The following is a 14,289-nucleotide window of genomic DNA, read 5'->3' as shown; positions in this document are numbered from 1 at the left end:
GGCGGGGCAAGACCGACAAACCTAATATGCGCGTAGGAAATCGCCCGAAAACTTAATGGGGGACCCATATGCCAGGCGCCATCCACGCCGAAGGCCTGGTGAAAACCTTCGGCGACGTAAAGGCTCTCGACGGTGTCGACCTCGATGTGCCGGAAGGCACGGTCCTCGGCCTCCTCGGCCCGAACGGGGCAGGGAAGACCACCGCCGTGCGCGTGCTGACCACACTGCTCCAGCCCGACAGCGGCAAGGCGGTCGTCGCCGGCATCGACGTCCTCAAGCACCCCAACGAAGTACGCCGGTCCATAGGCCTGTCCGGCCAGTTCGCCGCCGTAGACGAGTACCTCACCGGGCGCGAGAACCTCCAGATGGTCGGCAGGCTCTACCAGATGTCCGCGAAGGCGTCGAAGGCCCGCGCGGACGAACTGCTGGAGCGCTTCAACCTCGCCGACGCCGCCGACCGTACGGCCAAGACGTACTCCGGCGGCATGCGCAGGCGCCTCGACCTCGCCGCCGCGCTGGTGGTCAGCCCGCCCGTGATGTTCATGGACGAGCCGACCACCGGACTCGACCCGCGAAACCGCCAGCAGCTGTGGGAGGTCATCCAGGAACTGGTAGCGGGCGGTACGACGCTGCTGCTCACCACCCAGTACCTCGAAGAGGCCGACCACCTGGCCCACGACATCTGCGTCATCGACCACGGCCGCGTCATCGCGCGCGGCAGCTCCGACCAGCTCAAGGCACAGACCGGCGGCGAACGCATCGAGGTCGTCGTGCACGACCCCGAGTACCTCACCGCCGCCGACGAGGTGCTGCGCGCCTTCGGCAAGGGCGCGAGCAAGACCGAGCGGCACACCCGCAAGATCACGGTCCCGGTCACCGGAGGCGCCAAGCTGCTCGCCGAGGTCATCCGCGAGCTGGACATCCGCGGGGTCGAGATCGACGACATCGGGCTGCGCAGACCCACCCTCGACGACGTCTTCATCTCCCTGACGGGTCACGCGGCCGAGGCCGCGGAGGAAGAAGCGGAGGCTGCCAAGTGAGCGCCGTAACGGACACCGCACCCAGCACCCGTGCCCCGCAGCCGCGCGGCGGAATCTCCCAGTCGGTCACCGACTCACTGGTCATCGCCAAGCGGAATCTGATCCGCATGGCCCGGATCCCCGAAATGGTCATCTTCGGGCTGATCCAGCCCGTGATGTTCGTGGTCCTCTTCAGTTACGTCTTCGGCGGCTCCATGAGCATCGGCGGCAGCCTCGACCCGGAGCGGTACCGCGAATTCCTGATGGCGGGCATCTTCGCCCAGACCGTCACCTTCGCCACGGCCGGCGCGGGCGCGGGCATCGCGGACGACATGCACAAGGGCCTCGTCGACCGCTTCCGCTCCCTGCCCATGGCGCGCGGCGCGGTCCTCACCGGCCGCACCCTCGCCGACCTGGTGCAGACGGCGCTGACGGTCGTGGTGCTGGCCGTCGTCGGCCTGCTGGTGGGCTGGCGCGTCCACGAGGGCATCTTCAAGGCGCTCGGTGCGTTCGCCCTCCTGCTGTTCCTGGGGTACGCGTTCTCCTGGATCGGCGCGCTGATCGGCCTGTCGGTCCGTACCCCCGAAGCGGCCACGTCGGGCGGCCTGATCTGGCTGTTCCCCGTCACCTTCGTCTCGAACGCGTTCGTGGACCCGACGATGATGGCCTCCTGGATCCGCCCGGTCGCCGAGTGGAACCCCTTCAGCGCCACCGTGCAGGCCTGCCGCGAACTCTTCGGCAACCCGGGCGTCGTCCAGTCCGACGCCTGGCCCATGCAGCACCCGGTCCTGGCCTCGCTGCTCTGGTCGGCCCTGATCATCGTGGTCTTCAGGACCCTGGCAGTACGCAAGTACCGCTCGGCCTCGATCTGACCCCGCCTACGACGCGCGACGAAGCCCCTGACCGGTTTACTCCCCGGTCAGGGGCTTCTCACGTATCTACTGGGCGAGGCGGCCGGTCCGGTGGGTGGCTCAGCCCTGGTACGGCGTGGCTTCGAGGATCTTCACCGAGGCCTTGTTGCCGTTCGGCAGCTCGTACTGCGCGTCCTCGCCGGCCTTCTTGCCCATCACGCCGGTGCCCAGCGGGGACTGCGGCGAGTAGGTCTCGATGTCGGCGCTGGCGTACTCGCGGGAGGCGAGCAGGAACGTCATCGTGTCGTCCTCGTCGCCGTCGAAGGCGATCGTGACGACCATGCCGGGGGCCACGACGCCGCTGGTCGTGGGGGCCTCACCGACCTTCGCGTTCTCCAGGAGCTGGGTCAGCTGGCGCACCCGGAGCTCCTGCTTGCCCTGCTCCTCCTTGGCGGCGTGGTACCCGCCGTTCTCCCGCAGGTCCCCCTCCTCGCGGGCAGCCGCGATCTTGCCGGCGATCTCCGTGCGTGCGGGACCCGACAGGTACTCCAGCTCGGCCTTGAGCTGGTCGTACGCCTCCTGGGTCAGCCAGGTGACGCTCTCGCTGGTCTGGGTCACAGGTGCTCCTCGTCGGTACTTGGAATACAAAGCAAGCATCGCCCTACCCAGAAGGATGTGCCTCCAGGGCCGGGCGAAACCACGAGCCTAACAATTCAGGCGGAAAAGGGGGAGGAGGAAAACTGCCGGACCGGGATCACCGCAGGTCAGCCGGTGGAACCGCCGTCTGCCGTGCAGCCTGTCAGCTCAGTGCTCGTCGCCCTGGCCGTCGTACGGACCGTGTAGATCTCGTCGATGCGGTCGATCCCCGGCTTGTCGATACGGACGTCCCTGCGGCCCACTTCGGCGCCGTCCTCGGAGAGCGAGCGCAGCGTGCACGTGCCGGTCGCGTCCGCCTTCTTGCGTACTTCGAGGTGAACCCTGACCTCGGAGTCCGACACCGTGTCGAACTTGATCAGCTCGGCGCTGATCCGCTGGCCGTCGATGTAGTCGTAACCGAACCAGGCCGTCATGGCGAGAAGCGCGGCACCCAGCACTGCGCCCACGATCTTGAGCTTGCGGTCCGCGCGCTCGTCCGCCGAGCGGCCGTAGCGGCCCTCGGGAAGGTCCTGACGCACCGCGCTCATGATCGTTCCTCCTGGATCCGGAACTCCGGAATTTTCCGACCCCCGATTCGGTCACTATAGAAGCCGCTTATTGCGCCGAATCACTGAGGATCGAGTCTTGACTGAGCAGCTGCGACTGATGGCCGTTCACGCCCACCCCGACGACGAGTCGAGCAAGGGTGCGGCGACCATGGCCAAGTATGTGTCCGAGGGGGTGGACGTGCTGGTCGTGACCTGCACGGGGGGCGAGCGCGGTTCCATCCTCAATCCGAAGCTCCAGGGCGACAAGTACATCGAGGAGCACATCCACGAGGTCCGCAAGAAGGAGATGGACGAGGCCCGCGAGATCCTGGGCGTCCGCCAGGAGTGGCTCGGCTTCGTCGACTCGGGTCTTCCCGAGGGTGACCCGCTGCCGCCGCTGCCGCAGGGGTGCTTCGCGCTGGAGGATGTGGAGGTGGCGGCGGGCCGGCTGGTGAAGTCGATCCGTTCGTTCCGTCCGCAGGTCATCACGACGTACGACGAGAACGGCGGCTACCCGCACCCCGACCACATCATGACCCACAAGATCACGATGGTGGCTTTCGACGGGGCGGCGGACACCGAGAAGTTCCCGGAGGCGGAGTTCGGCCCGGCGTACCAGCCGCAGAAGCTCTACTACAACCAGGGCTTCAACCGGCCGCGCACCGTCGCGCTCCACGAGGCGCTCCTGGAGCGCGGCATGGAGTCGCCGTACGGCGAGTGGCTGGAGCGGTGGAAGGAGTTCCAGCGCGACGAGCGGACGCTGACCACGTACATTCCGTGCGCGGACTTCTACGAGATCCGCGACAAGGCGCTCATCGCGCACGCCACGCAGATCGACCCCGACGGCGGCTGGTTCCGCGTCCCGATGGACGTCCAGCGGGAGGTCTGGCCGACGGAGGAGTACGAGCTGGCGAAGTCGCTCGTCGATACGTCCCTCCCCGAGAGCGACCTGTTTGCGGGCATCCGCGACAATGCCTGATGTGAACGTAACCCTGGCAATGACGCAGTTCGTGCCGCTCGCTGCGGACAAGTTCGACAAGAACAAGGTGACTCCGGGTGTTCTCGGGTTCCTGGTGTTCGCGGCGCTTGCCGTCGGCGTGTGGATGCTCATGAAGTCGATGAACCGGCACATGGGGAAGGTCAACTTCGAGGAGGCGCCGGATCCGGCGGCGGAGGGGGAGAAGGCGCTGGCGTCGGCGTCCGTCCCCGCGCCTGCTTCCGGCTCGGCTGCGGCGCCGGCTTCGGGGGACCCCGCGGGGGAGCGACCGAAGGAAGCGTAGGTCCGGGTCCGGGTGCGGTGCGGGGCGGGGCGGAGCGCGGGCCCTGCGGGGCTTGTTCCCCACCCCGCCCCTTCCCGAACTGGGGGCAAGCCCCCAGCCCCCCGGACGCCCTACGGGCGTGTCCTCAAACGCCGGACGGGCTGGAGGGATGCCCCTGGGCAACTTTCAGCCCCTCCGGCGTTTGAGGAGGAGCGGGTCTGGGGCGGAGCCCCAGCTCGGGAAGGCGCGGGCAGAGGAAAGCGCCGCAGGCACCCGCGCCTACACCGGGCTCGCGCCTGCACCGAGCCCGTGCGGTGCCCGGGCCCGTGCCGGGCCTGTACCGGGCCCGCGCCTGTACCGGGCCCGCGCCTGTACCGGGCCCGCGCCTGTACCGGGCCCGCGCCTGTACCGGGCCCGCGCCTGTACCGCGCCCGCGCTTGCACCGAGCCCGTGCCGTGCCCGCGCTTGTGCCGGGCCGGTACCACCTGCACCGAGCCCGTGCCCCGCCCGCACCTGCACCGAGCCCGTGCCGCGCCCGCACCGGGCCGGTACCGCGCCCGCGCCTGCATCGGGCCCGTACCGCGTCCACACCGCACCCGCGCGGCCCCCACACCGCACCCGCGCCCACACGACGCCCGTGCCCGCGCCCCTACTCACCCCCGCCCCGCCCCCACCGGCACCCCCATCACCTCCCGTGCATGCCGGTTCGGGACCATGGCCAGGCGCCAGGCCTGCCAGCCTTCCGCCAGGTCTACGCCGCGCTCCAGGACCAGGCCGTACGCCTCCGCGCAGTCCTCCAGCTTGCCGTCGCGTGTCGGGTGGGGTGCGCGGAGCAACTGGGCGAGTTCCTCCTGGGCCACCGCCGTGCCGACCTCCGAGCCGCCCGGTGAAGCGAACGGCAGCAGCGTGCAGCGCAGGAAGCGCGCCCAGTCCGCGCCGCGCTGGTCGTCGTACGACGTGAAGAGGCGCACCGCCTCGTCGCACAGCTCCAGCGCCGGCGCCGGGCGGTTGTTGCCCGCGTCCACGATCGCCAGTTCCAGGCACGTCCACGCCTCGCCGTGCGCGACCCCGATGCGGTGGAAGTCGGCGCGCGCGTCGACCAGGAGCTGGCGCGCGAAGCCCGAGTTGCGGAGATTGCCCGTCTGGGCCGCGCGCTGGTCGCGCGTGACGCGGCCCGAGTGGTGGCGTGCGCAGGCCAGCCCGTACACGTCCCGCATCCGCGAGAACATTCCGCGCGCCCGCTCCAGTTCCCGCACCGCCTGGTCGGCGTCGCCGCTCTCCTCCAGCGCCTGCCCGAGGTAGTACAGCGTCCACGCCTCGCCGCGCGCGTCCTCCGCCTCGCGGTGGCGGGACAGGGCCTGGCGTAGCTGGTCGACGGCCGGGGCCGGGTCGCCGTCCACCAGGCGCGCGCGGCCGAGCTGCGTCAGGGCCCACGCCTCGCCGCGGCCGTCGCGGGTACGCCCGTACAGCTCCAGCGCCTCGCTCAGCTGCACCTCGGCACGCGGTACGTCGCCCATCCGCAGGTACACCTGGCCGAGCTGGAAGTGCGCCCACGCCTGCCCGTGCAGGCTCTCGCTCGCGCGGTGGAGGGTGAGGGCGGTGTCGAGGTGGCTGACCGCGTCGGCGAGGTTCGCCCGGTCGCGTTCCACCGCGGCCAGCGCGTGCAGCGTCCACGCGCGGTCGGCGGCCAGCCCGTCCGACGCCTGGAGCGCGAGCGCCTCGCCCAGTTTCGCCGCGGCCTCCCGCAGGTTGCCCTGGTGGTGGAGTGTGATGCCCAGCGAACACAGGGCGCGGGCGGCGCCGGCCTCGTTCTGCGCCTCGAAGTACAGATCGACGACCGAGGAGAGCGTCGTACGGGCCTTGTCCAGCTCACCGAGCTGGCGGGCCGCGATGCCCGTACGCCACTGGACCGAGCGGACCAGCAGGCCCTGGTCGACGGCCTGCGCCAGCTCGCTGATCTCGCCCAGCCGATAGAGGTCACCGCGCAGCAGGCAGTAGTCGCACAGCGCGCCCAGCAGGTTCAGCAAGGCCTGCTGGTCGACCCCGTCCGCCTGCCGCAAAGCCGCCGTGATGAAGCTCGACTCGTCGTCCAGCCAGCGCAGGGCCGCGTCGAGGGAAGTGAAACCGTGGGCCCCGAAGTGGTCGGCCCTGGTCGAGTTCTTGCCGTCGACCAGGCGGATCACCGAGTCGGCGAGCTCGCCGTAGTTGCGGATCAGCCGCTCCTGCGCCGCCGCCCGGTCCGCCGGTTCCTCCTCGTCGAGCAGCCGCGCGTGCGCGAAGGCCCGTACGAGATCGTGCAGGCGGTAGCGGCTGCCCCGGACGTGGTCGATGAGGCCGGCCCGCGACAGCGCGGCCAGCAGCCGCTGCGCCTCGTGCTCGTCGGTGGCCAGCAGCGCCGCCGCCGCTGCCGCGCCCAGGCTCGCCCGGCCGGCGAGCGCGAGGCGGCGCAGCAGGCGGCGGGCCGCGTCCGGCTGGTCGCTGTAGCGCAGCCACAGCGCCCGCTCCACCGGACCGACGGGACCGTACGCGGCGAGATCCGCCGCCAGCGCACGCGGCGTGCGCGCGCCCAGCGAGGACCCCGCGACGCGCAGCGCCAACGGCAGCCCGCCGCACAGCTCGGCGATCTCGTCGGCCGCCTCCGCGTCGTACGGCCCCTCCTTCTCCTCCGCCACCTCCCGCAGCAGCTCCTCCGCGCCCGCGGAATCCAGCGCCTCCACCGGCAGCTGGTGCACCCACGCCGGGATGTCGGCGGGCAGATCGAGCGGCTCGCGGGCCGTCACCAGCACCAGACTGTCCGAACGCTCGGGCACGAGCGTGCGCACCTGCGCCGCGTCCGACGCGTCGTCGAGCACCACCGTCACCGGCAGCCCCGTCAGATGCTGGTGGTACAGCTCCGTCAGTCGGCGCAGCTGCTGTTCCTGCGAGGACCGTTCCCGGAAGAGGAGCTGTTCGCGCGGCGCGCCGAGCCGGTTGAGCAGGTGCAGCAGCGCCTCCCGCGTGGAAAGGGGCGCCTCGCCGGTCGTGTCGCCGCGCAGATCCACCACGCACGCGCCCCGGAACTGGTCCCTGAGGTGATGCACCGCCCGCACGGCCAGCGTCGTACGCCCCGAACCCGGCGTGCCGTGCAGCACCACGACCGTCGGCCGCGTCTCGGTGCTCGCCCGCGCCGGGTGCACCCACTGCGCGATCTGCCCCATCGCGCCCCGCCGCCCCGCGAACGGCCCGTCCGGCTCCGGCAGATGCCCGAAGGACTGCTCCAGTACGGACCGTCTGCGCGCCGCCTGGCTGCGGTCGGCCCCGCGCAACTGCCCGACGACGGTGGTTTTCTTCGCCGTACCCGTACGCCCACGGGGCGCGGCCAGCAGCACATGCTGCTGGTCCAGGAACGGCCGTATCCCCCGCACCTCCAGCGCCGTCAGCCACTGCAGCCTCAGTTGCTCGGGCCCACCGGGCTGCGCCAGCGCCCCGGCCCTGCGGTGAGCGGCGGGCCAGTGCGAGGCGGTGACCTTGGCGACGGTGGCGGCCGCACCGGCGACCGCGACGACGGCCCCGGCGGCCAGCGCGGTGCCGGCGTCCGTACCGAGGGCCATGTCCGCGCCGAAGGCGGCCAGCGCGGCAACGGCCGTGACCAGCGCGGGGGTCGAGAGATCCGCACTGCCGAACCGTTCCGCCAGCGACTCCCGCCCGGCCCGCGCCTCGTCCAGCGCGTGGACGTACGCGGCGTACTCCTCCTGCGCCGCGGCCGCCATCTCCTCCAGCGCGGCCCGCCCCCGCACCAGCAGGGCATGGGCGTCGACCCGCCCGCCCGACCGCCGCGCCTGTTCCTCGACGGCCCGTACCAACAGCCGCTCCGCCTCGGCCCGGTGGCTGTCCCGCATGTGCGTCCCCCTCCGCCGCGATGATTCGCGGGACAAGTGTCCTGCTTGACGCGCGTCAGCGCGAGAGAGTCCGGCTATCGGGGAGGGGTCGTGCAGGATGGAGGTATGCCGAACCGACTGGCCCATGAGACATCCCCCTACCTCCTCCAGCACGCCGACAACCCCGTCGACTGGTGGCCCTGGTCGGCCGGCGCGTTCGAGGAGGCCCGAAGGCGCGGTGTGCCCGTGCTGCTCAGCGTGGGATACAGCAGCTGCCACTGGTGCCACGTCATGGCTCACGAATCTTTCGAGGACGAGCCGACCGCCGCGTACCTCAACGAGCACTTCGTCAACGTCAAGGTCGACCGCGAGGAGCGGCCGGACGTGGACGCCGTTTATATGGAGGCCGTGCAGGCCGCCACCGGGCAGGGTGGCTGGCCCATGACCGTGTTCCTGACCGCCGACGCCGCGCCCTTCTACTTCGGGACGTACTTCCCGCCCGAGCCCCGGCACGGCATGCCGTCGTTCCGGCAGGTTCTGCAGGGGGTCAGCGCCGCCTGGACCGATCGGCGGGACGAGGTGGCGGAGGTCGCCGGGAAGATCGTGCGGGATCTGAGTGAGCGCTCGCTCGCGTACGGGGCTCCCGAGCTGCCGGGGGAGGAGGAGCTCGCGCAGGCGCTGCTCGCGCTGACGCGGGATTACGACGCCACGCGCGCCGGATTCGGCGGGGCGCCGAAGTTCCCGCCGTCCATGGTGTTGGAGTTCCTGCTGCGGCATTACGCGCGTACGGGGTCCGAGGGCGCCCTGCACATGGCCGCCGACACCTGTGAAGCGATGGCGCGCGGCGGGATCTACGACCAGCTCGCCGGTGGCTTCGCGCGGTATTCGGTGGACCGCCAATGGGTCGTGCCGCACTTCGAGAAGATGCTGTACGACAACGCGCTGCTGTGCCGGGTGTACGCCCATCTGTGGCGGGCCACCGGATCGGAGCTCGCCCGGCGGGTGGCGCTGGAGACCGCGGACTTCCTGGTGAGCGAACTGCGGACACGCGAAGGCGGATTCGCCTCAGCGCTCGATGCGGACAGCGACGACGGCACGGGCAGACATGTCGAGGGCGCGTACTACGTATGGACGCCCGAGCAGCTCCGTGAGGTGCTCGGTGAGCAGGACGCGGACTTCGCCGCCCGGCTCTTCGGGGTGACGGAGGAGGGGACGTTCGAGGAGGGCGCGTCCGTGCTCCAGCTCCCGGTGGGCGAGGGCGTGGCCGACGCGGCGCGGGTGGCCGATGTCCGGGCGCGGCTGCTCGCGGCGCGCGGCGGGCGGGAGCGTCCCGGGCGGGACGACAAGATCGTGGCCGCCTGGAACGGGCTGGCGATCGCCGCGCTGGCCGAGACCGGGGCGTACTTCGACCGGCCGGATCTGGTGGAGCGGGCGACCGAGGCCGCCGATCTGCTGGTGCGGGTGCACATGGATGAAGGGGCGCGGCTCGCCCGTACGTCCAAGGACGGGAAGGCCGGGGCCAACGCGGGGGTGCTGGAGGACTACGCCGATGTGGCGGAAGGGTTCCTCGCGCTCGCGGCGGTGTCGGGGGAGGGTGTCTGGCTGGAGTTCGCCGGGTTCCTGCTGGACATCGTCCTCGACCAGTTCGTGAGTGAGGACGGGACGTTGTACGACACGGCTCACGACGCCGAGACGCTGATCCGGCGGCCGCAGGACCCGACGGACAACGCGACGCCTTCGGGGTGGACGGCGGCGGCGGGTGCGCTGCTTTCGTACGCCGCGCATACCGGGTCGGAGGCGCACCGGAGCGCGGCGGAGAGGGCGTTGGGTGTCGTGAAGACGCTCGGGCCGCGTGCGCCGCGGTTCATCGGGTGGGGTCTCGCGGTCGCCGAGGCGGCGCTGGACGGGCCGCGCGAGGTGGCGGTGGTGGGCGCGGGCGACGATCCGCTGACGAAGGAACTGCACCGGGTGGCGTTGCTGAGCGGGGCTCCGGGGGCGGTGGTCGCGGTGGGTGAAGTGGGCAGCGACGAGTTCCCGCTGCTGGCGGACCGGGGGCCCGGCGCGTACGTGTGCCGGCACTTCGTGTGCGATGCGCCGACCAGCGACCCGGCGGTGCTCCGGGAGCGACTGGGCGAGGCGGTCCGCTAGGGCCTGGCTCGGTTCCCGGCGCGCGGGGTACGACGGCTGCGACCACGCGTACGGCACGGTCAGTGGGTACGGCGTACTGCTGGACGTGCGGCGTGACCGGCACAGCCTGGACCGGACCACGACAAGGACGGCAAGGCGTGCGGCGAGGAAGACTTCGGCGTCAGGTGGTCCGGGCCGCCGGTTTTCAGGGACCGTCGCCCGGCTTCATCACAGCCGGAAGCCGTCGTTGAGGGTGTCCAGCGTGCGGTCGACGAGGGTGAGCAGGTCGTCCTGCCTGCCGTGCTCGGCCCAGTACACGGTGGTCTCCATCAGGGCGGCGACGAAACCCATCGAGACGACCCGCACTTCGAGCTCGTCCGCGCGCCGCCCGGTCCGCTCGGCCACGACCTCGCACAGCTTGCGCCCGGTGACGGACATGCTCTCCATCATGCGCGCGCGTACGGCCGGTACTTCGGTCAGCAGCTTCGAACGCAGCAGCATCTCCTCGGGCTCGTGGGCGAGGGAGTGCCGCAGGGCCTGGGTCACCACGGTGCGCAGGGACTCGACGAGCGGCTCGTCGGCCGGGCGGGCGCGCAGGGCGGATTCCATCAGCGGGTCGTACTCGTCGGTGATGACGATGTCTTCCTTGGCCGGGAAGTAACGGAAGACGGTCGACGGCGAGACCTCGGCGGCCTCGGCGATCTGCTCGACGGTGGTGGCCTCGTACCCCTGCTCGGCGATCAGCCGGTAGGCCGCGGTGCGGATCGCGATCCGGGTCTTGAGCTTCTTGCGCTCGCGCAGGCCCGGGCGGCGGGGCGGCGCGGTGTCGGCGAGGGGGTGGGGGGTGTCGGCGGCCATGCCCGCCATTGTCGGGCATGGCCGCCGGGGTCTCCGGCCGCCGCCGGACGACTGTCAGTGGGGCATGTCACGATGTGTGTGGGGTAAATAAACGGTCTGTGAAAACGGATGGATGTGCGGACGCGTGCAGGGTGCGGACGCCGGTACGGAAGGGGGGCAGCCGGGATGCGGGGAATCATCAACGGGCTGGCCGTTGTCGTGGCGGCGCTGTGCGTCGCGGGTTTCCTGGTGGGCGGCGGGGTCGCCGTGCTCGGGGTGGTGCTGGCGGCGGTCGCGGTCGTGGCATGGCAGGTGGCCGCGGCGTCGAGGCCACGGCCACTGCGGGTGGAGCCGGTGAGGGGACTGGGCGGGCGCGGGCCGTCAGGCCGAATACGCGACCAGCGAGATGCCTACGTAGTGCGCGATGAAGGCGGCCAGGGTCAGTGAGTGGAACACCTCGTGGAACCCGAACCACCGCGGCGACGGGTTGGGGCGCTTGAGGGCGTAGATCACGCCTCCGGCGCTGTAGAGCAGCCCGCCGGTGATGACCAGGACCAGTACGGCGACGCCGCCGGCGCGCATGAAGTCGGGGAGGAAGAAGACCGCGGCCCAGCCCATCGCGATGTAACAGGGGGTGTACAGCCAGCGCGGGGCGCCCACCCAGAACACCCGGAAGGCGATGCCCGCCAGGGCCGCCGCCCAGACCGCCCACAGCAGAGTGCGGCCCGTGGAGTCGGGCAGCAGGAGCATCGTGAGAGGGGTGTAGGTACCGGCGATGATCAGGAAGATGTTGGCGTGGTCGAGTCTGCGCAGTACGGCCTCACCGCGCGGCCCCCAGGTGCCGCGGTGGTAGACCGCGCTGATGCCGAAGAGCAGGCAGGCGGTCAGGACGTAGATCCCGCAGGCCACCCGGGCGCGGGTGGAGTCCGCGAGGGCGATGAGCGTCAGACCGGCGACGACCACGGCGGGGAACATCCCGGCGTGGAGCCAGCCGCGCAGCTTCGGTTTGACCGGGGTCGGCAGATCGATTTCGACCGGCCCCTCTCCGGGGCCGTCTGGGTTCGTCAGCTGATCGGACTCGGCGGAGGTCATGCGCGCAATCCTAGCTACGCCACCGTAGGTTACGACCAGGTAGGGGTGGCGGGAGTGGCGATGCTCACGTGAGAGGTCCCCTGGACATATGGGCGCGCGGCGCGGATCATCAAATGAGTGCGGTCGGCACCGGATGAGCGCCAACGAAACAACGTCGTCAAGCGTCCGGGTCGCAGCCCCCACGGGGCATACACCTAAAAACACCCTCACTTAGGAGCAACCGTGGCGCGCGAGAACGCGGCTCCCACCACCCTTCCGACGAACCACCAGGAGCTGATCTCCTGGGTCGACGAGATCGCAGCCCTCACCGAGCCGGACCAGGTCGTCTGGTGTGACGGCTCGGAGGCCGAGTACGAGCGGCTCGCCGGGGAACTCGTCGCCAAGGGGACGTTCAAGAAGCTGGACCCGGTCAAGCGCCCGAACTCCTACTACGCCGCTTCCGACCCGAGCGACGTCGCCCGCGTGGAGGACCGCACCTTCATCTGCTCCGAGAAGGAGGAGGACGCGGGCCCGACGAACCACTGGAAAGCCCCCGCCGAGATGCGCGAGATCTTCGCCGGCGAGAAGGGCATTTTCCGCGGCTCGATGCGCGGCCGCACCATGTACGTCGTGCCGTTCTGCATGGGCCCGCTCGGCTCGCCGCTGTCCGCCATCGGTGTCGAGATCACCGACTCGGCGTACGTCGCCGTCTCGATGCGCACCATGACCCGGATGGGCCAGGCCGTCCTCGACGAGCTCGGCACCGACGGCTTCTTCGTCAAGGCCGTCCACACCCTCGGCGCCCCGCTCGCCGAGGGCGAGGCCGACGTGCCGTGGCCGTGCAACTCCACGAAGTACATCTCGCACTTCCCCGAGGACCGCGAGATCTGGTCCTACGGCTCGGGTTACGGCGGCAACGCCCTGCTCGGCAAGAAGTGCTACGCCCTGCGCATCGCGTCCGTCATGGCGCGCGACGAGGGCTGGCTGGCCGAGCACATGCTCATCCTCAAGCTGACGCCGCCGAAGGGCGAGCCGAAGTACGTCGCCGCCGCGTTCCCGTCCGCCTGCGGCAAGACCAACCTCGCCATGCTGGAGCCCACGATCTCCGGCTGGACCGTCGAGACCATCGGCGACGACATCGCCTGGATGCGGTTCGGCGAGGACGGCCAGTTGTACGCGATCAACCCCGAGGCCGGTTTCTTCGGCGTCGCGCCCGGCACCGGTGAGCACACCAACGCCAACGCCATGAAGACCATGTGGGGCAACTCCGTCTTCACGAACGTCGCGCTGACGGACGACGGCGACGTGTGGTGGGAGGGCATGACCGAGGAGGCGCCCGCGCACCTCACGGACTGGAAAGGCAACGACTGGACCCCGGAGTCCGGCACCCCCGCCGCCCACCCCAACGCCCGCTTCACCGTTCCGGCCGGGCAGTGCCCGATCATCGCGCCCGAGTGGGAGGACCCCAAGGGCGTACCGATCTCGGCGATCCTCTTCGGTGGCCGCCGCGCCACCGCCGTGCCGCTGGTGACCGAGTCCTTCAACTGGCAGCACGGTGTCTTCCTCGGCGCGAACGTCGCCTCGGAGAAGACCGCCGCCGCCGAGGGCAAGGTCGGCGAGCTGCGCCGCGACCCGTTCGCCATGCTGCCGTTCTGCGGCTACAACATGGGCGACTACATGGGCCACTGGGTCAAGGTCGGCGCCGACAAGGACCCGGCGAAGCTCCCGAAGATCTACTACGTCAACTGGTTCCGCAAGAACGACGAGGGCAAGTTCGTGTGGCCCGGCTTCGGCGAGAACAGCCGCGTGCTCAAGTGGATCGTCGAGCGCCTGGAGGGCAAGGCCGAGGGCGTCGAGACCCCCATCGGCATCCTGCCGGCCAAGGGCTCCCTGGACACCAAGGGCCTGGACCTCTCCGAGGAGGAGCTGGACTTCCTGCTCACGGTCGACAAGGAGGTCTGGCGCGAGGAGGCCGCCCTGGTCCCCGAGCACCTCAACACCTTCGGCGACCACACCCCGAAGGAGCTGTGGGACGAGTACCGCGCGCTCGTCGAGCGCCTGGGCTGATTCCCGGCACCGGGCTC

11 protein-coding genes are annotated in these 14,289 nt (G+C 70.8%); 6 read left to right on the top strand and 5 right to left on the bottom strand.

The window, feature by feature from the left end:
- Positions 1-68 precede the first annotated feature (68 nt).
- Both G412_RS0108255 and G412_RS0108250 read left to right on the top strand, forming a co-directional pair.
- Positions 69-1,040 (top strand): daunorubicin resistance protein DrrA family ABC transporter ATP-binding protein, encoded by a 972-nt coding sequence (locus G412_RS0108255; RefSeq protein WP_028811682.1) that lies wholly within the window; start codon positions 69-71, stop codon positions 1,038-1,040.
- Complete coding sequence (locus G412_RS0108250; protein ID WP_028811681.1) at positions 1,037-1,891, top strand: ABC transporter permease; 855 nt, start codon at positions 1,037-1,039, stop codon at positions 1,889-1,891. The genes G412_RS0108255 and G412_RS0108250 overlap by 4 nt, the downstream gene beginning before the upstream one ends.
- Before the next feature lie 99 nt (positions 1,892-1,990).
- Here G412_RS0108250 and greA read toward each other — a convergent pair whose 3' ends face one another.
- Positions 1,991-2,488 (bottom strand): transcription elongation factor GreA, encoded by a 498-nt coding sequence (greA, locus tag G412_RS0108245; protein WP_028811680.1) that lies wholly within the window; start codon positions 2,486-2,488, stop codon positions 1,991-1,993.
- A 146-nt stretch (positions 2,489-2,634) separates the two neighbouring features.
- Complete coding sequence (locus G412_RS0108240) at positions 2,635-3,054, bottom strand: DUF4307 domain-containing protein (RefSeq protein ID WP_028811679.1); 420 nt, start codon at positions 3,052-3,054, stop codon at positions 2,635-2,637.
- 97 nt (positions 3,055-3,151) lie between these two features.
- On the opposite strand from G412_RS0108240, the gene mca reads away from it, so the two are divergent.
- Positions 3,152-4,033 (top strand): mycothiol conjugate amidase Mca, encoded by an 882-nt coding sequence (mca, locus tag G412_RS0108235; RefSeq protein ID WP_028811678.1) that lies wholly within the window; start codon positions 3,152-3,154, stop codon positions 4,031-4,033.
- Positions 4,026-4,334: a hypothetical protein gene (locus tag G412_RS0108230; protein ID WP_028811677.1), complete on the top strand. Its 309-nt coding sequence runs from the start codon at positions 4,026-4,028 to the stop codon at positions 4,332-4,334. Before mca ends, G412_RS0108230 begins: the two co-directional genes overlap by 8 nt.
- A gap of 632 nt (positions 4,335-4,966) precedes the next feature.
- On the opposite strand, the gene G412_RS0108225 is transcribed toward G412_RS0108230, so the two are convergent.
- Positions 4,967-8,191 carry a tetratricopeptide repeat protein gene (locus G412_RS0108225; protein WP_028811676.1) on the bottom strand — a complete coding sequence of 1,075 codons (3,225 nt, stop codon included), beginning with the start codon at positions 8,189-8,191 and terminating at the stop codon, positions 4,967-4,969.
- Between the two features lie 105 nt (positions 8,192-8,296).
- Between G412_RS0108225 and G412_RS0108220 the strand changes: the two genes are divergently transcribed.
- Positions 8,297-10,318 carry a thioredoxin domain-containing protein gene (locus tag G412_RS0108220; RefSeq protein ID WP_028811675.1) on the top strand — a complete coding sequence of 674 codons (2,022 nt, stop codon included), beginning with the start codon at positions 8,297-8,299 and terminating at the stop codon, positions 10,316-10,318.
- Positions 10,319-10,525: 207 nt separating this feature from the next.
- Here G412_RS0108220 and G412_RS0108215 read toward each other — a convergent pair whose 3' ends face one another.
- Together G412_RS0108215 and trhA are read right to left on the bottom strand one after the other, a co-directional pair.
- Positions 10,526-11,155 carry a TetR/AcrR family transcriptional regulator gene (locus G412_RS0108215; protein WP_106964048.1) on the bottom strand — a complete coding sequence of 210 codons (630 nt, stop codon included), beginning with the start codon at positions 11,153-11,155 and terminating at the stop codon, positions 10,526-10,528.
- Between the two features lie 360 nt (positions 11,156-11,515).
- On the bottom strand, positions 11,516-12,226 hold the full coding sequence (gene trhA / locus G412_RS0108210; RefSeq protein WP_037648076.1) for a PAQR family membrane homeostasis protein TrhA: 711 nt from the start codon (positions 12,224-12,226) through the stop codon (positions 11,516-11,518).
- A gap of 222 nt (positions 12,227-12,448) precedes the next feature.
- On the opposite strand from trhA, the gene G412_RS0108205 reads away from it, so the two are divergent.
- Complete coding sequence (locus tag G412_RS0108205) at positions 12,449-14,272, top strand: phosphoenolpyruvate carboxykinase (GTP) (RefSeq protein ID WP_028811672.1); 1,824 nt, start codon at positions 12,449-12,451, stop codon at positions 14,270-14,272.
- The last annotated feature ends 17 nt before the right edge of the window (positions 14,273-14,289 follow it).

Origin of the sequence: Streptomyces flavidovirens DSM 40150 (genome assembly GCF_000429085.1) — a bacterium.
Classification (GTDB): domain Bacteria; phylum Actinomycetota; class Actinomycetes; order Streptomycetales; family Streptomycetaceae; genus Streptomyces; species Streptomyces flavidovirens.
Note: the sequence above shows the minus strand (reverse complement) of the source record. Positions and strands in the feature narration are given on the sequence as shown.